The organism is Ensifer sp. 4252 (assembly GCF_050434565.1).
In the GTDB taxonomy this organism is placed as follows: Bacteria; Pseudomonadota; Alphaproteobacteria; order Rhizobiales; family Rhizobiaceae; genus Ensifer.
In genome coordinates, this window is record NZ_JBNDIU010000030.1 from 1 (window position 1) to 23,442 (window position 23,442).

A 23,442-nucleotide genomic window follows, 5' to 3' on the forward strand; every position below is an offset into this window, starting at 1 on the left:
GTCCGGTAATTGATTGGAATGCTGTCCGGCTTCAGATCGGAACGCTGTCCGGATATTAATCGGAACCCCGTCCGGTTAATTCCTGGAATCCGCACGACAGGCGGCCCGCCTCGACTACTCAGTCCTCTACGTTCGTATGCCGCGGCTGTTTGAGGACCTCGCACTTGCCAGGCTGGATGGACGCTTTCCGCGCCTCGTCGATAAGCTTGCACGCGTTCACTTGCTGGTGCTGGATGACTGGGGAACACACACCTTGAACGATCGACAGCGCCTCGATCTGCTGGAAATCTTCGAGGAACGATATCGGCGGAAATCGACCCTGATCACGGCTCAGCTTCCCGTGGCTGCCTGGCACGAAATGATCGGAGAGGCCACTTTAGCCGATGCGATTTTGGACCGTATTGTTCACAACGCACACCGCATAACGCTCGAAGGCGACAGCATGCGGAAACAAAAAACGCCGACGCTCTTGACCGGCGGCGAAATAACCGAAATCAATCACCCGTAACAGCAACCAGGCAACCGGAATTCGATCGCACCCGTTGTCCGCGACTTAGCGAAACGCTTGTCGGCGACTTGCTGAAATGACTGTCCCGATTTACCGAAATCCGCAGACAAATCGGAGGCACGAATGAATGCAAACCCAGATCTTTCGGGAACGGCCGGCAAGTCGGAGGTAGGATGCGGCGGCGAGCATCAGGCGAAAACGAGCCTGTCCGTCGATGAAGCGCGGCTTGCAGCAGTCCATGCCTCTCGCGCGATTCTGGAAAGCGAAAGCATCCACCTCCTGGAGGCGACTGCACGGATCCTCGCCAAACCGATCGCGGCTCCCGCAGACCTTCCTTGGTTCGATCACTCGGCCATGGACGGATATGCCGTTCGAACAACTGATTTCGTCGGACCCGGCCCCTGATCCCTGAACGTCGCCTCGTCGGTTGCGGCCGGAAGCGATATCGGGTCCGTGCAATCGCGGCCCGGGGAGACCGTGGCGATCAATACAGGTGCGGCCATTCCTGCCGGTTTCGATGCCGTTTTGATCAATGAAAGATGCACTCGAATACGCGACACCATTCTCACCAGCCATAGGTGCAGGAGCGGTGAAAACATCCGCAGGGCCGGAGAGGATGTCCAAGCGGGCAGTCTGGCCGCCGTATCGGGTTGGAACTGGGTGTTCAGTACCCACTCTTCGACGCTGTGGTTCCCTCGGCCTACTGACGGAATTGGAATAGTCCGGCTGTCCTAATAGTCACTCAGTGCGTATCCCGCGCCCCGCACGGTGCGGATAACCTTGTCGGCTTTGCCGAAACCGATGCCTTTGCGCAGCCGGCCTATGTGGACATCGATCACCCGTTCATCGACGGTGGCGTCGTCGCCCCAAAGCGAAGCTCTAAGTTCCGACCGGGAGTAGACCTTGCCTGGGGACCTCATCAGGAACTCCAGGAGCTTGAACTCGGTTGGTCCCAGCCTCACTTCGCGCTTCTGTCGGTGAACCCTGTGTGAGGAGCGGTCGAGCGTAAGATCACCCACCTTGATCGTGTGGCCAAGGACTGCCGGGTTCATCCGGCGCAGCAAGTTCTTGACCCGGACGACGAATTCGGTTGTCGAAAACGGCTTGACCAGGCAGTCATCGGCACCCGCAGCAAGACCCGCGATGCGTTCGTCCTCGTCCGCGATATCTGTCAGCAGCACTATCGGCAGCGTTATCGTTTCCGGAAGAGTTCGCAAGCGACGGCAAAGGTCGATGCCGGACACGCCTGCCAGTGTCCAGTCGAGCACCAGGACGTCGGGGATTGACTTCTCTAGTCGCACTTGGACGTCATCTCCGCGCGTCAGTCCCTCAACCGTGAAGCCTTCAATGCGTAGGCTGTGTTCCAGTATCAGGCGTAGTGGCTCATCATCCTCGACGACAAGAATTCGCGCTCCCATCCAGTCTTCACTCCCTTACTGTGCTTCCAGCGAATATCCTGCCCCACGTACAGTTCGGATCACGTCCGGCATGCTCGAAAAGTTCAACGCCTTGCGTAGCCGTCCTACATGAACGTCCACGGTGCGCTCGTCGACATAGATGTCGTGCCCCCACACGCCATCAAGGAGTTGCGCCCTTGAAAAGACCCGCCCCGGAGAAACCATGAAGAACTCCAGAAGCCGGAACTCTGTCGGCCCAAGCCTGACCTCCCGCGTGCGGCGATGCACGCGATGAGTTTCACGGTCGAGTTCGATGTCGCCCGATTTCAGGATCGAGTGCAACACTTCCGGTTTCGCGCGACGGAGCATCGCCTTAACGCGAGCCATAAGCTCCGGCGTCGAGAACGGTTTGACGACGTAGTCGTCTGCTCCCGTCGCCAACCCGCGGACCCGTTCGCTTTCCTCGCCGCGCGCCGTCAGCATGATGATCGGCAGGCGCTCGGTTTCCGGGCGCTGGCGCAACCGTCGGCACAGTTCGATGCCGGAGACGCCCGGCAGCATCCAGTCAAGAATCAGGAGATCCGGCAGGCGCTCCTGCAGGCGGATCTCCGCCTCGTCCCCGCGCAGGATCGTGTCGACATCGAAGCCCTCGGCTTCAAGGTTGTAACGCAGCAGGACACTCAGCGCCTCTTCGTCTTCGACTACAGCGATTCTGGGTAGCATTCAGCTAATACTCCGTGATGCCAACTTGCACTGAAGGCGCGAGCTATAGGCTCACGCTCCTACTGAAGTCGTGGTGTCATCCTTCGGGCGTTCGCCTTCGGGCTGTGAGCCGGTCGTCATATAGTAGATCGTCTCTGCGATGTTGGTCGCGTGGTCGCCGATGCGCTCGATGTTCTTGGCGCAGAACAGAAGGTGCGTGCAGGGCGTGATGTTGCGCGGATCTTCCATCATGTAGGTGAGCAGTTCGCGGAACAGCGAGGTGTAGATCGCGTCGATCTCCTCGTCGCGCTCGCGAATGCTGTTGGCCTTCTCCGGCGAGCGGGAGGCGTAGACGTCGAGGACTTCCTTGAGCTGCACGAGCGCAAGCTCGGCCAGGTGTTCGAGACCACGCGCCAGCTTGCGCGGGATGCCGGAACCGGCAACGGCAATCACGCGCTTGGCGTTGTTCTTGCCGAGGTCGCCGACGCGCTCCAGATCGGCCGCGATGCGGATCGATCCCATGATTTCGCGCAGGTCGGAGGCAACCGGCTGACGCTTGGCAATGGTTACGATCGCCTTTTCGCCGATCTGGCGTTCGGCTTCGTCGAGAATGACGTCGTCGGAGATCACCTTCTGCGCCAGTGCGAGGTCGGAATTGACGAGCGCGCGGACGGATTCGCCCACCATCTGCTCGGCAATGCCGCCCATCTCGGAGATGCGGCGCGTCAGATACTTCAGCTCTTCATCGAAGGCTGTCATGATATGTGCGTGAGACATGTTCAATTCCTCGAGGGAGATGTTCTGTTTCCAATCAGCCGGCTCTTAGCCGAAGCGGCCCATGATGTAGTCCTGGGTTCGCTGGTCATCCGGATTGGTGAACATCTTGTCGGTATCGTTTTCCTCGACGAGATTGCCGAGATGGAACATGGCGGTGCGCTGCGAAACGCGCGCTGCCTGCTGCATCGAGTGGGTGACGATGACGATGGTGAAGTTCATCCTCAGCTCGTGGATCAGTTCCTCAACCTTTGCGGTCGCGATCGGATCGAGCGCCGAACAGGGCTCATCCATCAGGATGACTTCCGGGCCGACCGCCACGGCACGAGCGATGCAAAGGCGCTGCTGCTGGCCGCCGGAGAGACCGGTACCCGGCTCGTGCAGACGATCCTTGACCTCATTCCACAAACCAGCCTTCTGAAGGCTCTTTTCGACGATTTCGTCCATATCGGACTTGTTACGTGAAAGGCCGTGGATGCGGGGACCGTAGGCGATGTTCTCGTAGATCGATTTCGGGAACGGGTTCGGCTTCTGGAACACCATGCCGACACGGGCACGCAGCTCCACAACGTCTACGGACGGATCGTAGACGTCCGACTGATCGAGGGTGATCGAGCCGGTTACTCGGCAGCCTTCGATCGTGTCGTTCATTCGGTTCAACGTGCGCAGGAACGTCGACTTGCCGCAGCCGGAGGGGCCGATCAGCGCAGTCACCGTGTTCTTGCGGACATTGAGGTTAACGTCGAAGAGCGCGCGTTTCTCGCCGTAATAGACGGACACGTCCTTTCCGACCATTTTGAAGTGTGGGTCGCTCATCTTTTGATCCAGCGCCTTCTCAACTGCTGCTTCGGACATAATGTTCATCTCTTTTACTCCTACCAGCGGCGTTCGAAACGCTGTCTCAGGAAAATCGCGATCCCGTTCATCAGCACGAGGAATGCCAACAGAACCAGGATTGCAGCGGAGGTGCGCGACACGAAACCACGTTCCGGGCTATCGGCCCAGATGTAGATCTGTGTCGGCAATGCAGTGGAGGCAGCGAAGACACCGTCTGGCGGGCTCGTGATAAAGGCATTCATGCCGATCAACAGAAGCGGGGCGGTTTCCCCAAGAGCACGTGCCAGCGAAATGATGCTTCCCGTCATCACGGTCGGCATCGCGAGCGGCAGGATGTGGTGGAAGATCGCCTCATGTTTCGAGGCACCGATTCCAAGCGCTGCCTCGCGGATCGATGACGGCACTGACTTCAACGATACGCGGGTCACGATGATCAGCGTGGGAAGCGTCATCAGAGCCAGTACCAAGCCGCCCACCAACGGAGCCGAACGCGGAAGACCGAGCCAGCCCAGGAACACGGCAAGTCCGAGAAGACCGAAGACGACGGATGGAACGGCAGCCAGGTTGTTGATGTTCACTTCGATCAGGTCGGTGAACCTGTTCTTCGGTGCGAACTCCTCGAGGTAGATCGCGGCGGCGATGCCAATGGGGAAGCTAATTGCGAAGCACACGAGCAACGACCAGAACGATCCCGAAATTGCGCCAGCAAGGCCTGCCAGTTCCGGGAAGCGACTGTCGGCGTTGAAGAAGAGCCCCCAGTTGAACGGCGTCGAAATGATGCCCTTCGACACGAGCTGATCATACATGCCGATCTGCTTATCGTTGATGCGTCGCTGCCCCTCGGGAACGTCGCGACGGATCTCACCCTTGGCCAACTGGTCGACCGGGTCTGCCATCGGGATCCTGAACGTGCTCGTTCCCTTCAGGCGGCTCGGATCAGCGACGACAGCGTCCCGCACGAGAAACTGCCCCGAGGAGGTGAACAATTCGAAGAACTTGCGTTCATCGCTACGCGACAAATCGGGCAACTGCGCACGCAGAGCATCACGGACGATGCCGCGCCAATCGGCCTCGCCGATATTCGCCGGATCGACCTTGGCATCGGCGAGATTGATCTCGACCGTCGCGACAGTCTGTGTGAAGGCCTTGTGGCCGGTGAATGTGAGCGACCCGACCAAGATAGCCAGGAAGCCGAGCGCGAACGCGATCGCAATCATTCCGTAGATCTGGAGCCGTCGATCGGCCGCGTAGCGCGCCTTGCGGCGGGCCTTCATCTCATCGGAATGCCAGTTCACACCAGCACCAGGCATGGTCTCGGCAAGAGCTGAGCTGGACATCAGTATTTCTCCCGGTACTTCCGCACGGTGCGCAGAGCGATGAGGTTCAGGATGAGCGTCACGATGAAGAGGATCAGGCCAAGCGCAAAGGCTGCGAGAGTCTTCGGGTTATCGAACTCGGAGTCGCCGATCAGAAGCGTGACGATCTGCACGGTCACCGTGGTTACCGCATCGAAGGGATTGACGGTCATCTTGGCAATGAGGCCCGCGGCCATGACGACGATCATGGTTTCGCCGACGGCACGGCTCAGCGCCAGCAGAACACCACCGACAATGCCAGGAAGCGCAGCCGGAAGCAGAACCTTGCGGATCGTCTCACCCTTCGTCGCACCGAGTGCATAGGAGCCCTCGCGCATGGCACGCGGAACGGATGCCAATGCGTCGTCCGACAGTGAAGAAATGAACGGGATGATCATGACACCCATGACCGCACCGGCAGCCAGCGCGCTGTTCGGCGAAGCATCGATCCCAAGGCTCAAGCCGAGGCTACGGACCGCGGGAGCAACCGTGAGAACCGCGAAGAAGCCGTAAACGACGGTCGGTACGCCGGCCAAAATCTCAAGGAGCGGCTTTACGACAGCGCGGAAGCGCTTGTCGGAGTACTCCGTCAGGTAGATCGCTGACAGGATTCCAGTCGGAACAGCGACGATCATCGCAATCCCGGAAATCACGAAGGTTCCGAAGAGGACCGGTATGACACCGAAAGCGCCCTGCCCCGCGACCTGATCGGCGCGGATGGCGATCTGCGGCTCCCAACGGAGACCGAAGAGAAATTCCGTGACCGGCACTTTTGAAAAGAACTGGATCGCTTCAAAGACGAGCGAGGAGATGATGCCGAGCGTGGTGACAATCGCGACCAACGACGAAAACATCATGAAGTATGTGACGGAGCGCTCGACGCTGTGGCGGGCCCGGAAGCGATTGCCAATCACCCGGTATCCCAGGAATGCGCCAATGGCCATGGCTGCCGCGACGACCGCGATAATGGCGACCGAGGAAAGTTGCTGGAGTGATTTCAGGTGCGCGACCGCAGCCTGGATCTCAGGGGTCGGCTCTTTGAAGATGTTTCCGGCGGCCACCTGCCGGACTTCGCTCAAAATAAGCGAGCGCGCCGTTGCATCCAGGTTTTCGGAACCGGGGAAGCTGGCGATCACCAGTTGGTTGATTACGCTGCTCTGCCCGACGAGCCACAACAGGAAGAAAATAAAAGCCGGAACCCCGGTCCAGATCGCGGCGTTCAGGCCATGATAGATAGGCCTGGAATGGGTTTTTTCAGAAGCACCGCTCTGCGTCGCGCGTGCCCGCGCGGAGCCGACAAAAGTCATGACCAGCGCTGCAAGCGCCAAAGTGATTAACAAATACCCGGACATCTCAGCCCCCAGATCAAAAGACGGGGCTGGCTACCATAAGCGACAGCCAGCCCCAATGCCTGAAGTTACGAACCGAGCTTCTTTGCTTCCAGCACGGCCTTCTGGACGTCGGCGCGCTTGGCATCGTCAAGCGGCGTCAGACCGCGCTCGGCAAGGTAGCCATCCGAACCCAGGGCCGCGTCGGAAACGAACTCCTCGAGGAATTCCTTCATGCCGGGGATAACGTCGCGGTGAGCGTTCTTGACGTAGACGAACAGCGGACGCGCGACCGGATAGGAGCCATCGGCGATCGTTTCGAACGTCACCTCAACGCCGTTGACCTTGACGTCCTTGAGTTTGTCCGAGTTCTCGTAAAGGAACGAGTAGCCGAAGATGCCGACCGAGTTCGGATCCGATTCAAGACGCTGTACGATCAGGTTGTCGTTTTCGCCGGCCTCAACGAACGGACCGTCCTGGCGCATGCGCGAGCAGACTTCCGTCCACTTCTTCTCGTCGGCCTTCTTCAGATCGGCCATGCCGGCCAGATCCTTGCAGCCATCGTGCATGACGAGCTCAACGAACGCGTCGCGCGTACCGGAAGTCGGCGGAGGGCCGAAGGCTACAATGTTGGTCGCCGGAAGCGAAGCGTCGATGTCCGACCACTTCTTGTTCGGGTTGGCGACGAAGCCGCCCTTGCCGTCCGGAAGTTCTGCGGCAAGCGCCTCGAAAATCTGCTCTTCGGTCAGGTTCCAGTCGGTGGTGTTTGCACGCGAAACAGCGATCGAAAGACCATCGTAGCCGATCATGGCTTCGGTGATGTCAGTGACGCCATTGTCGGCGCAGAGCTTGACTTCAGAGTCCTTGATAGCGCGCGAAGCGCCCGTCACGTCAGCGAAATCCTCGCCAATGCCACCGCAGAAAGCCTTGAAGCCGCCGCCGGTGCCAGTCGATTCAACGACCGGAGCGGTTTTGCCCGACTTGTTGGCGAACTCTTCAGCAACGGCCTGCGAATAAGGGAATACCGTCGACGAACCGACAACCTTCACCTGATCGCGAGCTACAGCGACGCCAGCAGTGCCAAGCATGATTGCGACGAGCGCGCAGCTTCCTAGATACTTCTTCATGGATCATCTCCCGTGAAATTCGGATTGACGCTTCGGCGTCGCCACCCCTTTAGCCCCTGCACATAACAGTTTTGTGACAGATTTATTTCACATCCAAGACCCTGCAATCGCAGAGGGAAAGAAGGGAGCGGCTGATCGCTGCTTAGGTGCCTGGTTAACCGCATGTTGCGGGTTGCACGCTAGCTTCTCAACACGGAGGAATTAGACCATGAGGCGCGCAGGCTATTACAAACTTGTCGACAAGTCACGGGCGGCCTGTGTGGCCGCCATCGAAACCTATAACCGAGCCTCCTGCCATTATCGAGAGGAAGCGTTTGCCATCCTCATGATCAATGCTTGGGAGCTGCTTCTCAAAGCGCGCATCATGCAGGCGAGCGGAGGTAAGGCGGCAAGCCTCTATGAATATCGCAACAAGAAGCGGAAAGACGGTACGACGAGTAAGTTTCGCGAAGTGAAAACGACAAGAACGGGTTCACCACTCACGATCAGTCTGGATAAGAGTTGCGGTATCGTAGCTGGCTACACCGTCAACCGTATCGACCAACACTGCATTCAGAACATCGAAGCGTTGTTGGAAATCCGTGACAGCGCCACTCACTTTATCAATGATAATCCACTGTTGAGCAAACTGCTCGTCGAGATCTCGCTGGCTTCTGCCAAAAACTACGTGATAGCGATACAGAAATGGTTCTCGGTCAGTTTTTCCGACCTGAATATCGCCTCGATCCCAATCTCGTTTAACCTGGACCAGAACGAAGTCGACGCCATCGCGAAGAAGGCCTCGGCGGCGGTGACGCGATTTCTCGCCCATATGAAGTCGGCCGAAGCGGCGCTCCCGGACGGCCCGTCAGAGTTTGCCTTCGCGGTTCGGGTGCAGTTCGATCTGATCAAGAAGAAGGCTGACGACGCAGTCAAGGCGACAATCGTTGGCGATGATCCGGACCTGACCCTGTCCGTCGAGGACGACAAGGTGCCCCAGGCGTTCGCCTGGGATTACATTACGCTGACGGAAAAGCTGAAGAAACGATACGGCGATTTCAAACAGAACGCCGATTATCACGCCGTGCGTAAGCCACTCGAAAAAGATAAGAAGCTGTGCTTCGAGCGCTACCTGGATCCGACGAACGATTCTATAACCCCAATATCGTGAAGCATTTCGACCCGCATTATGCCCTGAAAGACGCAGATCTGTTCAACGAGCCCGACGCGTGAGCACAAGCGCGCCAGAATGGGAAGCTCTCATGCACCTTCTGGCCGCGTGGTTGTAGCAATGTTCTAAGGTATGCGCAGTTTAATGAAAACTACACAAAACTGACACTCCGTCGTCATCCGCACGGCCTAGAGACCCGTCCACGTCAAGCACGATGGGGACCAAGATGCTCGAACTCAAATCGGTGACACGGCGCTTCGGAAAACATGCGGCCGTCAATTCAGTCGATATCCAGATCCCGCAAGGACAGATGGTGGGTATCATCGGCCGATCGGGCGCGGGCAAATCTACTCTTCTTCGGATGATCAACCGCCTGGTCGATCCGAGCGACGGCGATATCCATTTTACCGGGCGCAAGGTATCGACACTCAAGGGCGGCGCTCTTCGCGAATGGCAACGTGACTGCGCGATGATCTTCCAGCAATTCAATCTCGTGCCGCGCCTCGACGTCCTTACCAACGTGCTGCTCGGCCGTTTGAACCATCGCTCGACGGTACTCAGCATCTTGAACATGTTCACCCGCGAAGAGCGCATCATGGCGATTGCCGCCCTGGAACGCCTCGGCATCGAGCAGACGGCGCTTCAGGCCGCCGGCACGCTTTCCGGTGGCCAACAGCAGCGCGTCGCCATCGCCCGCGCACTGATGCAGCAGCCAAAAGTTCTGCTCGCTGACGAGCCGATCGCCTCGCTCGATCCACTCAACGCCAAGATCGTCATGGACGCTCTGCGCGATATCAACGAGCGTGACGGCATCACCGTCATCACCAATCTTCACACGCTGGATACGGCTCGTAGCTACTGCGAACGCATCATCGGCATGGCCGCCGGGCAAGTCGTGTTCGACGGTCGCCCGGATGAGCTCACCGCAGCAGCGGTCCGGACCATCTACGGCTCAGCCACCGACGGCAGCGAAATCGATGAGTCCATGACCTCGACCAGCATCGAAAGCACGGTAGCTGCCGCTCACCGTTTCCACGCTTCGAAATCCGCCAGCCCGCAACCGTTGGCACTGGCCGGCATCTAGCCAGCCGGGATCGACCGCCCGCGTCAAGGGTAACTGCAGACATGCAACAATCGTCCGGCACGTCCGGAAAACGGGAGAAATTTATGCTGAAGAAAGCTCTTCTGGGCTCTATCGCCCTGCTCGCACTCGTCGGCCACGCCCAGGCCGAAGACCTCAAGGAATTCCGCGTCGGCATTCTTGGCGGCGAAAATGAAGCCGACCGTCTCCGGAACTTCCAGTGCCTGAGCGAGAAGCTTCCGGCTGCCATCGGCGTCGAGAAGGTTTCCTTCTACCCGGCCGCTGACTATGACGGCGTCGTCCAGGGCCTACTCGGCGGCACGCTGGACTACGCAGAGCTTGGTGCATCTGCGTACGCAAAGGTGTACTTGGCCAAGGCTGATGCCGTAGAGCCCATCCTGACGACCGTTCAGACCGACGGCTCCACCGGTTACTATTCGATCATGGTCGCCCGCAAGGATTCGGGCATGTCCAAGCTCGAGGACATGAAGGGCAAGAAGCTCGGTTTCGCCGATCCGGATTCGGCGTCGGGTTATCTGGTCCCGCTCGTCACTCTGCCGGAATCGCTCGGTGGCCCCGTAAAGGAATACTTCAGCGAGACCGGTTTCGGCGGTGGTCACGAGAACCTCGTTCTCGAAGTCGTCAAGGGTACGTTCGCCGCTGGCACGACCTGGGGATCGGGTGTTGGTGAATTCAAGGACGGCTATACCTCGGGCAACCTGAAGAAGATGGTCGACAAGGGTATCCTGGACATGGATGACCTCGTCGAGCTGTGGCGCTCGCCGCTGATCCCGAACGGTCCGATCGTTGTGCGCACGTCGCTCAACGACGACATGAAAGCCAAGTTCAAGCAGTTCATGGTCGACCTGCCGAAGACCGATGCCGCCTGCTTCGCGGCGATCCAGGGCGGCGATTTCACCGGCTACACCGAAGTCAACGTTGATTTCTACAAGCCGATCATCGACGCCCGCAAGGCGACAATCGGCGGCTAAGCCACATCTTCACCTTCGTCAGCCGGACATGTGAAATGGTCCGGCTGGCGTCATTTTAAGCATGGCATGCAGCCCGGAGAACCCATGGCGTCCTCGATTGGCAATGTTGCACTCGGCGAGAGCGGAAAGCTCGTGGAACGCCATTGGCATGAACTGAATGCACGGCGTCGCACATACACCGTGCTTGGCATCGCGCTTCTGCTCGTTGCCCTCTCGGCTTCGCTCTGGTTCGCGAACGAGACGAACGCGGGCAAGTTCTTCGACCGCCTCCCCTACTTTTTCGATTTCACCGAAGATCTTGTCCCCCGAGATGGATTTGAGGTCGTGCGCGCCCTGTTCGACCTGCCTTCGCCCTATGACGACGGCAGCTTCAAGTACAATTATCCCGAGGGCCGGCTTTACCTCACAGAGGTCATCTACCTTCCGGAATACTTCCACAAGATGCTCGAGACGATAAACATCGCGATCCTGTCCACCCTGATCGGCCTAGCGTTTGGCTTCCTGCTGAGTTTTCTCGCTGCGAAGAACATCATGCCGAATCCTTGGGTTCGCGGGCCGGTGCGTCGCTTCATGGAGATTCTGCGAGCGTTTCCGGAAGTTGTGATCGCGGGTTTTTTCCTGGCAATCCTTTCATTGGGTGCCGTACCCGCCATCATCGCTGTTTCGGTCCACACCATCGGCGCGCTTGGAAAGATGTTCTTTGAAGTGGTTGAGAACGCCGACATGAAGCCTGAGGAAGGACTCCGTGCGGCAGGGGCGAACTGGGTCGAGCGCGTCTGGTTCGGAGTGGTTCCTCAGGTGATGCCCAACTTCATGAGCTACTTCCTGCTTCGCCTCGAAATCAACGTCCGCGCCTCGACGATTATTGGTGCGGTCGGCGGTGGCGGCATCGGCGAGCTCTTGCGGCTTTCGATCGGCCAGGGCCATGAGGCCAAGACCCTTGCCATCGTCCTACTCCTCTTCACGACAATCTTTGCCGTCGACCAGTTCTCGGCGTGGCTCAGACGTCGCCTCGTGGGCGAGCAGGCGTTCAACTCCGTCTCCTAAGGATTACATCCATGAACAGAATGCACCCCCAGGAGATGGATGCGATCGCAGCGCGTCACAAGGACCTGTTGGAGAAGTCTAATGGCAAGCGATTGAGGCTTCTGTCAATTTGGGCAGGCGCGGCCCTATATCTGGTGTTTTGCTGGTGGATGTTTTCGATCAGTGACGTTCTGCGGAATGCGAATTGGTCGATCGCGGGTAGTTATCTCGCCGACTGGGTCTCGTACGAAGTTCGCCCGGAACTGGAGATCGCGCCCGACGGCACCATGAAGATTGACTATGGTCGGTTTTCGCCACTTGGACACAACCCAACGCCTGAGTGGGTCACGCTTGAAACCGAGACCGTGCAGCGCACCGTTTCGACCACGCGAGCACAAACCAACACGCCCAAGCCGTCCTCGACGATCAGCTTCATGGTTGCACCGGCCAAGAGCGCTGACGGGGGGAACGATACTCCCGCGGTTGCCGAAGCCGTCGCCTCCCGCTCCGAGGAAGTGATCACCAGGGCCGTTGTGTCCCTGGGAGCAGGAACGTCTATCGAGGTGGCGGACAAACAGGTTAGTGTCAACCATTCCGGCGAGACTCTCGTTGCTACGGTCGATGGCGTTGCAAAGACGATTCCGAATGGCACCCTCCCCGCCTGGGCGGTCCAGAAGAGACCCGGAGAGAAGATTACGCTCTCATTCGGAGCCAGGGGTTGGGCCGAAATCGATGGCGACGAGGTCAGCATTCGCAGACGCTTTTTCGGCTGGGCGAACTTTGTGTTCGACACCAACTCGCCCTTCTTCGGCAAGACGAAAGGCGAAGTGCTTGCACTGATCACGAGCGGCGAGCGGCTCGACCCGACGCGATCGAACCTCGCACTCGCTTGGAACAACATTCTCTACAACGCCGAATGGCAACATCTCGACGTGTGGACGAAGCTCCTACAGACCATCGTGATGGCCTTTGTCGGAACTCTGTTCGCCTCGCTGCTGGCGTTTCCACTCTGCTTCCTTGCCGCGCGCAACATTACGCGGAATAGGGTCGTGAACCAGGTTTCGAAGAGGTTCTTCGACTTCCTGCGTTCCGTGGACATGCTCATCTGGGCCTTGTTCTTCACCCGTGCCTTCGGGCCTGGGCCGCTGGCAGGGATCTCAGCCATCTTCTTCACCGACACGGGTACTTTCGGCAAGCTCTATTCGGAGGCGCTGGAGAACATCGACGAGAAGCAGAGGGAAGGTGTGAAGTCGGTCGGGGCAGCACCGCTCGCCGTGCAGCGCTTCGGGGTTCTCCCACAGGTACTGCCGGTTTTCGCCAGTCAGTCACTCTATTTCTGGGAGTCAAACACCCGTTCGGCAACGATCATCGGGGCTGTCGGAGCTGGCGGTATTGGTCTGAAATTGTGGGAAGCAATGCGCACAAATTCGGACTGGGAGAACGTCGCCTACATGGTGCTGCTGATCTTGCTCGTCGTGTTTATTTTCGATGGGATTTCGAATGCGCTGCGTTCGCGGCTGATGGGGGCGGGCCTACAACGTTAGGATATTCAATGGTGATCGTTACACGCCTTTTGGACGGCCGCAAAATTCCAAGATTGATCTGATCGACATGGACCACATGCAGGTGGGAGGTTGACTTGGAGAAGTCCCCTAAGACGACAAGGTGGCACCTTCGTTGAAGCTTGCCTGATCGGTAATCTGGATATCCTCACCTCCATTCCCGGCATCAACCCACCACACTCCAAGCGCGCGGCTCAATCTCCGTTACATCCAGCGGTGCGATGCATGTATAGGATTCGACATCCTGTCGCCTTGAGGACGGTCGAACCGCAGGTCCACCTGGGTTACGAGTCAATCAGCGTATCAGGCGCCGGCAGTAACGCTGGAGAGCCAGTTCGCGCGCCGCTCGACCCATGCGACACATACGACTGATACTGCGGCTCTCTTTCTGGCGAACTCAGTTCGGCCTCGGCCGCTTTGCGACGACAAGGGGAGCCGCTACAATAATGCTCTTTGCGGAGCGCGGTACTTGGAATCCGCCCATGTGCGCGTCTCATCCAAAAGCGAGGCCGAGCGATGTTCAAAGTCCTAGCAATGATCCTGGCGTTCAGCGGAATCCCGCTAGAGGCGGCTGCGGCCGAGGAGGTTGATGTCGAACTGCTACTTGCCGTCGACATTTCGGGCTCGATGGACGTGGAGGAGGCGCGAGTGCAACGATCCGGCTATGTCGAGGCGCTGAAGCATCCGGATTTTGTGAATGCCGTAAAAGGTGGATATATAGGGCGGATAGCCCTCGGTTATTTCGAATGGGCGGGGGTGATAAACGAGGACTCCGTCATCGCCTGGCATGTGATCGATGATGCCGAAGACGCAGAGGCCTTTGCTGTCAAGCTCCAGGCTCGGCCGATCGGTACGCGGCGGGCAACCTCGATCTCCAATGCGATCATCTTCGGGACTGCGCTTATCGAGTCGAACAAATTCTCCGGCGCTCGTAGGATTCTCGACATATCTGGCGATGGGCCGAACAACTTCGGACTGCCGGTTACGACCGCCCGTGCCAATACCCTGGCGCGCGGCATCGTCATCAATGGACTTGCCATCATGATCCGGCCCTCTATCTCGTTCGGGCCTCTGGACCAGTATTACGGTGACTGCGTCATTGGCGGAGCGGGTTCCTTCGTGCTTGCCGTGCACGAGCCGGAGGACTTCGGCGTCGCCATCCGTCAGAAGCTGATTTTGGAAGTGAGCGGGCGCATGCACGCGGAGCATTTTCAGCTTGCAGCGGATGAAGCCGCTACAGATTGTCTGATAGGTGAAAAGCTCCGGCCCGGTTTCGTAGACCGGGTCTATCCTGAACTGGACCGTTAGGAGCGCTAGGTTCAGCTCATGCGAGGCCGCATCAGAGCCAACCGGCTTTTCTGAAGCAAGAGGAAAGCACACATTGGCTGCAAGGGCACGTGGCAAGCGGCATGCCCCCTGCCCTCACCTTCTCTATTCGGCGGGTCGAGGTCAAGCATCTTCGAGCTCCTTCGCCGTCATAAGGAATCCATCGCGGGGTCTTGCTTCTCTCCGGGATCAGCCTTGCAGGCCCTCCCACCATGGGGTCAGAAGAATGAAGCAGAACAATCTGCACCGGCGTCCTGATCGCTTGCAGCAGTCGATACAAGACAATCCCTACCTTTCGTCCAAAATTGCGCAACAGGCCGCGGATGTCGTTTTCAATGGCAATTGCCTTCTCCTGCGACAATTTGCGAGCCGTCAGCAAGGCGCGGCACTTCTGGCTGATCAGCGTCTTCACATACACCGGCCGGAACAGATTGACGCGCATCATCTGGGCGATGCCACGGGCGTCGTTGCGATCGCTCTTGTTCGGCTGTGCCTTGAGAAATGCCTTGGTATGGCGAGTTTCGATGCAGGTTACCGGTAGCCCGGCCCTAGCAAGGCCTTCGAACAGCTATTGCGATAGAGGGCCGACCTCAAGACCGATCCTGTCCAGGTTCCAGGCAGGATCTCGCAACACGGCCACCAGGTCGTCGGGATGGCTGACCGCCTTGATCTCGCGGCAAATCCTGCCTGTTTCATCAACGATGCAAATGGACGTCTCTTTCACCGAAACGTCGAGGCCGCTATAGTGTTTCATGCTGCGCTTCCTTTCCGATGCTTGTGGCTGTTGCAAAACAAGACACGTTTTATCATCGCTCGAAGCGCAGCACCTCCTTTCTACAATCCACCGGTATCGGAAGATGAGGCTCAACCCGAATACCTCATCTGCCCTGCCTTACCAACGACCAAGCAATGTCAATGATATCGTCTCTGGCCGCCGTCGGGTCCTCCTTGGATCAGGCGACCCCGAGCCCGATCCTGAAGTCGCCGCAGGTGTAGGCAACGCTCTTTGCAAGGTAGTGCTCTTCGAACTTTTCAGTGAAATAGCGCTCGGTGTGCGACAGGTTCTGGCGCGAGAAAGAGATGATCTTCTCCCCCTTCAGATCCTCGATGCCGATCTCGCTTCGCAGGCAGCGCGCTGTTGTTCTCCCCCGCCAGAAGGTAGCGCTCATGCGCGATCGACAAGAATCTGAGCGAGCCGATGTTTTCGACTGGGCGGATGGAGCCGAGATTGATGTGGCCGTTCACCAGAGAGCGGAGCCAAAGTGATGATCGTGAAAGACGGCAACGGAGCGCCGCGAGACATCAATTTGCCGCGGTCACCAACGCACGAAACGATACGCGCCGACGGCGCCAAGGAGAGTGAGAACCGCAATGGCGATCGTATACCAGATCGCCACGAACAGCGGTGAATCGTCCGTGCAATGAGCAGCATAGAAAGTCGCGGCAATGCCACCGGCCATCAGGCCTGCCATTGCACCCGCAAGCGAGGGGTGAGACGGAGCGCCGTAACGCAGCGCCAACAGCAGGAACGCAAGCGGACCGATGCCGATCAGCGGAATGTAGGTCAGGCACACAAGGCTGTTCGTCCCGATGAGCTTCGCCGACCATGTGCCCGGCGACGAGACGACAAGTTCCGCAGCGATACCCGCCACCAGCAGCGCCGGCGCAACCGCCAATCGCGGCAGCGACCAACGCATGTCGGCTTCCGGTCGTGACAGAACACGCAAGAGGCCGTAGGCGCTCGCGGAAAGCGCAATCGTCACCACGAACTTGAAAAGGAAGCGAACCGTCTGTGTGGCGTCCGCAATATCCGTCCTCGGTCCGAGCAGGATGAAGAAGACAATGGCGGCGGCGACAACGGCGGCAAGACCGGCGCCGGACCAGGCGCCGGCCATCGAAATGTCGCTTCGCCTTGTGTCTGCCGCAAGAGCCTTGATGAGTTCGTCTGTTTCCATGTCAGTTTCGTCCAAATCGCCGGGCGATGGCAGCAAGGCCGCGGTGAAGCGCGACGCGAACTGCGGTTTCATTCATGTCGAGGCTTCTGGCTGCCTCAGCTATGGTTCGACCCTCGACCGATATTGCGGTGACGACCGAACGCTGGCCGGGGGTCAGCGTTTCAAGCGCGCGGCCGATCTCCCAATCCCTGACCGTTTCCGCCGCCTCGAACGCGAGCCTGCCTTCCACCTCGCTGATTTCAATCCGAGGGTGGCGGCCCTGACGCCGGAAGGCATCGACAAGCTTGTGCCTGGCGATCGCATAAAGCCATGGCGCCACCGGACCGTCGCTGCGCCAGGTGTGCCGCTTCACATGGATCGCCAACAACGTTTCCTGGACGACATCTTCCGGATCCAGTCCGGAAAACGTTGTCCTCCGCCGCGCCCACGCGCGGATCAGAGCTGCTGCTTTGTGCAGGAAGTCGCCATAAGCCCGCTCGTCGCCTTCAAGCGCCGCGCGGAGAAGCCGGGCGATATCCCGGTCGTCCACATCGCTCAACCGTCCTTCCTCCCAATTCGATGGTCCCCGCCGTTTTGTTACATTTCCGCTCGTTAAATTTCGCCGCCGTCGCGGTGGGAGAAAAATGCGGCAGTGCCCGCGTCCCGCTCCACTCTACGAAGGCCGATCACGCTCATGATCTTCGAGCAAGTCAATTCACAACCATGGTGATCCGGGACAGCTATGGGTTCACGAAAGCGTGTCGACGGGGAAATGTAACATATCTCCCTTTGGCGGCGAATGAAGCTTCGTGTGGCCTTGATCATAAGCCGCACGGGACCTCAAATTGGAGAGACGTCATGTCCACGAAATCCACGATCAACGCGGCGATGCTGGCAGGCGCCGTGGCGGCTGCGGTGTCGTCGTTTGCGTTCGCTGCCCCGCTCACAGAGGAGCAGGTCAAGGCTGCGATGGATGCCGGCAAGGAGAAATGCTTCGGCGTCGCGCTCAAGGGCCAAAACGACTGCGCCGCCGGCCCCGGCACTACCTGCCAGGCGACCTCGACGGTCGATTATCAGGGTAACTCCTGGAAATTCGTCGATGGCGGCACCTGCGCGACGATGGAGCTGCCCGACGGTCGCAAGGGCTCGTCTGAAGCGCTGTCGCGCGATCTTCCCTCTTAAGTCCATCGCACACCGGAAAGTGGAGACAACGATGCCCAATTTGGCAATTGACGCGGATATTGGCGCGCCGGGAGTTCTCCGCTTTCCGGCGCATCCGATCGCCGGCCTGGCCGGCACCAGCTTCAAGCACCAGCATCTGCCGTCCATTCTTGCGGACGATAGGCGGGATGGAGGCTTCTTCGAAGTCCATGCGGAAAACTATATGGGCGCGGGCGGCCCTCCGCATGCCGCGCTCAGACGTATCCGCGAGGACTATCCGGTATCACTCCATGGCGTATGCATGTCGATCGGCGGACAGCAGCCGCTGGACAAGGCACATCTGAGGCGCTTCGCGGGACTGATCGAACGATATGAGCCTGCGCTCGTCTCGGAGCACCTGGCCTGGTCGACCCACAACACAACCTATTACAATGACCTGCTGCCGTTGCCTTACACCGAAGCCACTCTGCGGCGTGTCGTCGAGCACATAGACGAGGTGCAGGAGGCAATCCGCCGGCCGCTTTTGCTGGAAAATCCTTCGACTTATGTGGTGTTCAAGGAATCGACGATGCGCGAGACCGCATTCATCCGGGAGATCGTGCGACGCACCGGCTGCGGCCTGCTGCTCGACGTCAACAACGTCTTCGTCTCGGCGACCAACCACGGCTTTTCCGCTCTCGACTATCTTTCCGGCTACCCGCTCGAACATGTCGGCGAGATTCATCTAGCGGGACACGCGGAGCAGCAGGACGACGAAGGTGATCTCCTCCTGATCGACAGTCACGACGGACCGGTCGCCGATGCGGTCTGGAAGCTTTTCGACATCGTGATCGGCCGGTGCGGCCGCATCCCGACGCTAATCGAATGGGACAGTGCCACTCCCGAATGGCCGGTGCTGAAGGCCGAGGCGCAGGCGGCGCAGGCGATCCTCGACCGGCATGCGGTTCTGCAACAGGAGTGGATTCATGCACGCGTTTAGAGAATGTCATGCCAAGGCTGCCGACGGCCTCGACTATCCGGCAGGCTTCGTTCCCGGGCTGCTCGATCCCGCTCGTGCAACGCCGGCGCTCGTCGCCGGCCCGAACGGCAAGGGCGCCGAAAAGCGTTTCAATGTCTATCGCAACAATGTGACCGTCAGCCTGATCGATGCGCTCGCAGCTGTCTTCCCCGCCACACTGCGCATTACCGGAGAGACATTCTTTCGCGCCATGGCCCGATCCCACGTCCGCGCGACACCGCCGACATCGCCGCTGCTGTTCGATTACGGCCGGGATTTTCCGGTTTTCATCGAACGCTACGAACACGCGCAATCCATGCCATGGCTGGCCGACGTCGCGCGTGTCGAGCGGGCCTGGCTCGATGCCTATCATGCGGCCGATGCTGCTGTGTTGCAGAGGGATGAGCTGGCTGCTGTCCACGCGGAACGGCTCGGGGACCTCGTTTTCGAGGGGCATCCGGCAACCCGCATCGTGTGCTCCGCCTATCCAGTGGTAACGATCTTTTCGGCGAACCGGGCGAGCGGCCCGGTCGGCCGCATCGACACGACGGCGGCGGAGAGCGCGCTGGTGACACGGCCGATGTTCGAGTTGGAGGTTCGCCGCCTTTTGCCGGGCGCCGATATCTTCCTCGCCCACCTCGTGGCGGGCGAACCATTGGGCAAAGCCGCAGCGACAGCGAGCGAGCACTGCCCACAATTCGGTCTCGCGACTGCTATTCGCACAATGCTTGAAGCGGGTGCGTTCTCGGCGATCCGCCATGGAGGATGAGATGCTGACTTCCCTACAAAAACTCTTCGGTAATCCCGTGACCCTGGGGAAGACAGGCTGGCTCGGCCGGATCGATGGCCTGATCGCCGCATGGGCACCGGCCTCGCTTGCCCAACTTGTCCTGCGCTTCGGCCTTGCGGTGCCTTTCTGGCGCTCCGGCATGAGCAAGTGGGACGGCTTCCTGCAATTGAACGATGTCGCCATTCTTCTCTTTACGTCGGAATTCAAATTGCATCTGCCTGGCGGGCCGTATGACTTCCCGGCCCCGGCCGTGATGGCGTTTGTGGTCGCTTGCGCGGAGGTAATGTTACCGACCCTCCTGGTCGTGGGATTGGCCACGCGGCTTGCCGCGTTTGGTGTGCTCGCGATGACGATCGTCATTCAGCTCACCGTGCCCGACGGATGGCCCATTCATCTGACCTGGGCGGCGATGGCTCTCGGTGTCATTACGTGGGGGTCGGGCAGGTTGGCGTTCGACAGCTGGATCGTGGGCCGCAATTTCAGTCGCGGCGGCGAGTAACCGCTAAGGTCAGCGATTAGTAGCGGACTTACATAAGAACTCACGACAGCCAACGATCCCTCGTTGGATGTAGCCGAGTGGCAAACCAGGGGCGGATCTATGATGAATAAATCCGTCCTTCTGACTGCATTTGAAATGTCGAGGCGAGATACGCTAAGTTTGCCATGCCAAACAGGAGCATCGCCTTGCAGCTTCGCCACCAGATTATTGCACTCGCCATTTTGCCGCTGATCCTGGCCATTTTGACAATCACCGCCTTCATCACATGGCAATCTGCGACGCTCGCTCAAAGCAGCATCGAGACATTCGAGCGCAACATGTTGAAAGCGAAGGAGACCGAGCTTCTCAACCTAACGAACCTTGCGCTGTCGGCTATCAACGAAGCCTATGAAAAAGCCGGCCCAGACGACGAGACTGCAAAGGAACAGGTGCGCAGAATCCTGACTTCGCTGGACTATGGCCAGGACGGATATTTCTTTGTCTACGACTACGACGGCAATAACGTCGTTCATCCGCGTCAGGCTTTTCGCCCTGGGCATAATTGGCTCGACCTTGTCGATCCGGATGGAGACCAAGTCATCGCGAACCTGATCGAAAAGGCAAAGGAAGGCGGCGGTTTACATCAATACAAATGGGAGAAGCCATCTTCGGGCCAAATGGCCGACAAGCTCTCCTTCGCGGCAGGATTGGACAAATGGCGATGGATGGTTGGCACAGGCGTCTACCTCGACGATGTCTTTGCACAAACGGCATCGGCAAAGGCGGACCTGCGTCGCAGTATTCGAGACACCTTTCTCATTGTGACCCTCATTGCTCTACCCTCGGTACTTCTCGTGTTCGCAACCTGTATGTGGATTACACTCCACGAGCGGCGATTGGCCGACAGCAAGCAGAAGCTCTTGACCCAGCGGATCGTCGACACGCAGGAGGAGGAACGCGCACGTCTGGCGCGCGAGCTTCACGACGGCATTTCACAAAATCTGATTGGAGTGCGCTACTCGTTCGATCTTGCCAGCCGAAAGGTCAAGGACAGCGCCGATGACGCCGCTGCTGCGATCGACCGCGGTATCGAAGCGCTAAACGGCGCAATCAAGGAAATCAGAAGCCTGTCCCATGACCTGCGCCCCAGGATGCTCGACGATCTTGGGCTGACTGCTGCGTTGTCATCGCTTGGCGAACATTTTACCGAGCGAACGGGTGTCTTCGTCTCGGTGGAGTCGTCAGCCGCACAGGTCTTGAAGCCAGAGGCTAACACCGCTCTTTATCGGATAGCGCAGGAGGCGCTCGCCAATGTCGAACGGCACTCGGGCGCTTCGCGGGTCGATATCAGGATTTGGAGCGCAAAAGGGCGGGTACGGATGTCGATTACGGATAACGGCGAGGGCTTCAGAAGTGTTCATGAGGATTTTCGCTCACCGACGTCCGGGGGCCTGGGTTTGAGAAACATGCAGGAGCGGATGGCGCATTTTGGAGGATTGCTTCTCGTCAAATCGACCGACGAAGGCACAACCCTCACGGCCATGCTGCCAAAATCGGTGAACCTGGATGTAACGTCGGCGCGTGCGGCATGACCGAGGGCGAGGCGATCACAGTTCTTCTCATTGACAACCATCCGCTCGTACTCGAAGGGCTTAAAGCCGTTCTGGAGACTTATCCGGGTATCGTCGTAGTCGCAACGGCGGCCAATGTGCAGGCGGGCCTCGCGCATGCGGCAGAAACTCATCCCAATATCATTATGCTCGACATCAACATGCCGCATGTCAGCGGCATCGACTCCATCGAAATGTTCAAAGCAACCGCGCCCCACAGCAAGATTCTGATGCTATCCATGCATGACAGTCGCGAGTACATCTCAGCTTCCGTTCTGCGTGGGGCGCTCGGCTACGTGCTAAAGGACGTATCGAACGAGGAAATCGTTCGCGCGATCGAAACTGTAGCATCTGGCAACACCTACTTCTCGACCGGTGTGTCTGACGCGTTGATGCTGAGGCGTCCTCAGCCAGAAGCGGTCTCCTTGCCGCTTACATTACGCGAGCGGGAAGTTCTCGCCTTGTTGGCCGCGGGACGTAGCAATCGCGGCATCGCCGAGCTGTTGCAAATTTCGGCGTCTACGGTTGAGACGCACCGAAAGGCGATCAAGCGAAAGCTCGGGATTTCGAATACGGCCGGCCTGACAAGGTTTGCGATCGAGCATGGGGTGATCTCCGCCTGATAGTCGGGCTACCCAGTACTGGGTAGCCGGCCTCATCTAGTCAAAACACGATATTGCGGCACATGCTCGCAATCCATAGGTCTTTCGCGACGGCTGCTCAGATCAGCCGCGGGAGGAAACCAAATGAATGGATTGCTGGCGCTTTCGCGGGCGATAGACGCGATCAATACCTTTTTCGGCAAGGCGGTATCCTGGCTGCTTCTGCTGGCCGTCATCATCAGCGCGGTCAATGCAACGACACGAAAGCTGTTCAATGTAAGCTCCAACGCTTGGCTCGAGGCGCAGTGGTATCTGTTTTCCGCGGCATTCCTTGTTGCCGCCGCCTGGACGCTGATGAGCAGCGAACACGTCAAGGTTGACCTCGTCTACGGTCGCCTTTCGCGCCGGGTCCAGCTCTGGATCGAAGTTGTCGGTACTATTCTCTTCCTCTTCCCCTTTTGCCTCATCACCATCTACCTGTCTTGGCCAACGGTGGTCGATAAATTCGCGACGGGAGAGATCTCCAACAACACCGGAGGACTGATCCTTTGGCCGGTCTGGGCGATGATCCCGCTGGGGTTTGGCCTTTTGACCCTGCAGGGCGTGTCGGAACTCATTAAGCGCATAGCGATCCTGCGCGGTGACCTTCCGGACGCAGTCGCACTTGGCGACGCCGAAGCGCAAGCCCTCTAAGAGCGGGATTTC

22 protein-coding genes and 4 pseudogenes are annotated in these 23,442 nt (G+C 58.8%); 15 read left to right on the forward strand and 11 right to left on the reverse strand.

Translation table 11 applies throughout. The features are described 5' to 3' along the window. Positions 1-97: 97 nt before the first annotated feature. Together ABIE33_RS31890 and ABIE33_RS31895 are read left to right on the forward strand one after the other, a co-directional pair. Positions 98-508: pseudogene (locus ABIE33_RS31890) on the forward strand (ATP-binding protein); the annotation flags it as partial. A gap of 123 nt (positions 509-631) precedes the next feature. Then, positions 632-1,243, forward strand: a pseudogene (locus ABIE33_RS31895) (hypothetical protein). Here ABIE33_RS31895 and ABIE33_RS31900 read toward each other — a convergent pair. From ABIE33_RS31900 to ABIE33_RS31930, 7 genes are all read right to left on the reverse strand, one after another. Further along, positions 1,240-1,926, reverse strand: a complete 687-nt coding sequence (locus ABIE33_RS31900) for a winged helix-turn-helix domain-containing protein (protein ID WP_429132525.1) — start codon at positions 1,924-1,926, stop codon at positions 1,240-1,242. The pseudogene ABIE33_RS31895 and the gene ABIE33_RS31900 sit on opposite strands and share 4 nt — an antisense overlap. Before the next feature lie 15 nt (positions 1,927-1,941). After that, the gene (gene phoB, locus ABIE33_RS31905; RefSeq protein ID WP_429132527.1) at positions 1,942-2,628 is read right to left on the reverse strand and encodes a phosphate regulon transcriptional regulator PhoB; all 687 of its coding nucleotides are present in this window, start codon (positions 2,626-2,628) and stop codon (positions 1,942-1,944) included. A gap of 51 nt (positions 2,629-2,679) precedes the next feature. Beyond that, on the reverse strand, positions 2,680-3,384 hold the full coding sequence (phoU, locus tag ABIE33_RS31910) for a phosphate signaling complex protein PhoU (protein WP_429132529.1): 705 nt from the start codon (positions 3,382-3,384) through the stop codon (positions 2,680-2,682). A gap of 45 nt (positions 3,385-3,429) precedes the next feature. Next, positions 3,430-4,245 (reverse strand): phosphate ABC transporter ATP-binding protein PstB, encoded by an 816-nt coding sequence (pstB, locus tag ABIE33_RS31915; protein ID WP_429132531.1) that lies wholly within the window; start codon positions 4,243-4,245, stop codon positions 3,430-3,432. 11 nt (positions 4,246-4,256) lie between these two features. Continuing rightward, on the reverse strand, positions 4,257-5,555 hold the full coding sequence (gene pstA, locus ABIE33_RS31920) for a phosphate ABC transporter permease PstA (RefSeq protein WP_429132533.1): 1,299 nt from the start codon (positions 5,553-5,555) through the stop codon (positions 4,257-4,259). Further along, positions 5,555-6,925, reverse strand: a complete 1,371-nt coding sequence (gene pstC / locus ABIE33_RS31925; RefSeq protein ID WP_429132534.1) for a phosphate ABC transporter permease subunit PstC — start codon at positions 6,923-6,925, stop codon at positions 5,555-5,557. Before pstC ends, pstA begins: the two co-directional genes overlap by 1 nt. A gap of 65 nt (positions 6,926-6,990) precedes the next feature. Then, on the reverse strand, positions 6,991-8,028 hold the full coding sequence (locus ABIE33_RS31930) for a PstS family phosphate ABC transporter substrate-binding protein (RefSeq protein ID WP_429132536.1): 1,038 nt from the start codon (positions 8,026-8,028) through the stop codon (positions 6,991-6,993). 208 nt (positions 8,029-8,236) lie between these two features. Between ABIE33_RS31930 and ABIE33_RS31935 the strand changes: the two genes are divergently transcribed. From ABIE33_RS31935 to ABIE33_RS31960, 6 genes are all read left to right on the forward strand, one after another. After that, positions 8,237-9,178 carry a DUF3644 domain-containing protein gene (locus tag ABIE33_RS31935; RefSeq protein WP_429132538.1) on the forward strand — a complete coding sequence of 314 codons (942 nt, stop codon included), beginning with the start codon at positions 8,237-8,239 and terminating at the stop codon, positions 9,176-9,178. Positions 9,179-9,404: 226 nt separating this feature from the next. Beyond that, the gene (phnC, locus tag ABIE33_RS31940) at positions 9,405-10,262 is read left to right on the forward strand and encodes a phosphonate ABC transporter ATP-binding protein (RefSeq protein WP_429132540.1); all 858 of its coding nucleotides are present in this window, start codon (positions 9,405-9,407) and stop codon (positions 10,260-10,262) included. An 83-nt stretch (positions 10,263-10,345) separates the two neighbouring features. Further along, entirely contained in the window at positions 10,346-11,251 is a 906-nt protein-coding gene (phnD, locus tag ABIE33_RS31945; RefSeq protein ID WP_429132542.1) for a phosphonate ABC transporter substrate-binding protein, read from the forward strand. A gap of 84 nt (positions 11,252-11,335) precedes the next feature. Further along, on the forward strand, positions 11,336-12,298 hold the full coding sequence (gene phnE / locus ABIE33_RS31950; RefSeq protein ID WP_429132543.1) for a phosphonate ABC transporter, permease protein PhnE: 963 nt from the start codon (positions 11,336-11,338) through the stop codon (positions 12,296-12,298). Between the two features lie 2 nt (positions 12,299-12,300). Then, positions 12,301-13,821 carry a phosphonate ABC transporter, permease protein PhnE gene (gene phnE, locus ABIE33_RS31955; RefSeq protein ID WP_429132612.1) on the forward strand — a complete coding sequence of 507 codons (1,521 nt, stop codon included), beginning with the start codon at positions 12,301-12,303 and terminating at the stop codon, positions 13,819-13,821. A gap of 534 nt (positions 13,822-14,355) precedes the next feature. Next, positions 14,356-15,147 carry a DUF1194 domain-containing protein gene (locus ABIE33_RS31960; RefSeq protein WP_429132545.1) on the forward strand — a complete coding sequence of 264 codons (792 nt, stop codon included), beginning with the start codon at positions 14,356-14,358 and terminating at the stop codon, positions 15,145-15,147. A gap of 298 nt (positions 15,148-15,445) precedes the next feature. Here the strand turns inward: ABIE33_RS31960 and ABIE33_RS31965 are convergent. From ABIE33_RS31965 to ABIE33_RS31980, 4 genes and pseudogenes are all read right to left on the reverse strand, one after another. Next, a pseudogene (locus tag ABIE33_RS31965) lies at positions 15,446-15,919 on the reverse strand (IS110 family transposase); the annotation flags it as partial. A gap of 124 nt (positions 15,920-16,043) precedes the next feature. Next, a pseudogene (locus tag ABIE33_RS31970) lies at positions 16,044-16,422 on the reverse strand (LysR family transcriptional regulator); the annotation flags it as partial. Between the two features lie 59 nt (positions 16,423-16,481). Then, positions 16,482-17,120, reverse strand: coding sequence for an NrsF family protein (locus tag ABIE33_RS31975; protein WP_429132546.1), 639 nt, complete (start codon positions 17,118-17,120; stop codon positions 16,482-16,484). A 1-nt stretch (position 17,121) separates the two neighbouring features. Continuing rightward, positions 17,122-17,658: a sigma-70 family RNA polymerase sigma factor gene (locus tag ABIE33_RS31980; RefSeq protein WP_429132547.1), complete on the reverse strand. Its 537-nt coding sequence runs from the start codon at positions 17,656-17,658 to the stop codon at positions 17,122-17,124. A 299-nt stretch (positions 17,659-17,957) separates the two neighbouring features. Between ABIE33_RS31980 and ABIE33_RS31985 the strand changes: the two genes are divergently transcribed. From ABIE33_RS31985 to ABIE33_RS32015, 7 genes are all read left to right on the forward strand, one after another. After that, positions 17,958-18,281 carry a BufA1 family periplasmic bufferin-type metallophore gene (locus tag ABIE33_RS31985; RefSeq protein WP_429132548.1) on the forward strand — a complete coding sequence of 108 codons (324 nt, stop codon included), beginning with the start codon at positions 17,958-17,960 and terminating at the stop codon, positions 18,279-18,281. 31 nt (positions 18,282-18,312) lie between these two features. After that, the gene (gene bufB / locus ABIE33_RS31990; RefSeq protein WP_429132550.1) at positions 18,313-19,239 is read left to right on the forward strand and encodes an MNIO family bufferin maturase; all 927 of its coding nucleotides are present in this window, start codon (positions 18,313-18,315) and stop codon (positions 19,237-19,239) included. After that, positions 19,226-20,026 (forward strand): HvfC/BufC family peptide modification chaperone, encoded by an 801-nt coding sequence (locus tag ABIE33_RS31995; RefSeq protein WP_429132552.1) that lies wholly within the window; start codon positions 19,226-19,228, stop codon positions 20,024-20,026. Before bufB ends, ABIE33_RS31995 begins: the two co-directional genes overlap by 14 nt. 1 nt (position 20,027) lies before the next feature. Continuing rightward, complete coding sequence (locus tag ABIE33_RS32000) at positions 20,028-20,546, forward strand: DoxX family protein (RefSeq protein WP_429132554.1); 519 nt, start codon at positions 20,028-20,030, stop codon at positions 20,544-20,546. Between the two features lie 185 nt (positions 20,547-20,731). After that, positions 20,732-22,117, forward strand: coding sequence for a cache domain-containing protein (locus ABIE33_RS32005; RefSeq protein ID WP_429132556.1), 1,386 nt, complete (start codon positions 20,732-20,734; stop codon positions 22,115-22,117). Beyond that, a complete protein-coding gene (locus tag ABIE33_RS32010; RefSeq protein WP_429132558.1) occupies positions 22,114-22,758 on the forward strand; it encodes a response regulator in 645 nt (214 codons plus the stop codon). The genes ABIE33_RS32005 and ABIE33_RS32010 overlap by 4 nt, the downstream gene beginning before the upstream one ends. 123 nt (positions 22,759-22,881) lie before the next feature. Further along, positions 22,882-23,430 (forward strand): TRAP transporter small permease subunit, encoded by a 549-nt coding sequence (locus ABIE33_RS32015; protein WP_429132560.1) that lies wholly within the window; start codon positions 22,882-22,884, stop codon positions 23,428-23,430. Positions 23,431-23,442: the final 12 nt, after the last annotated feature.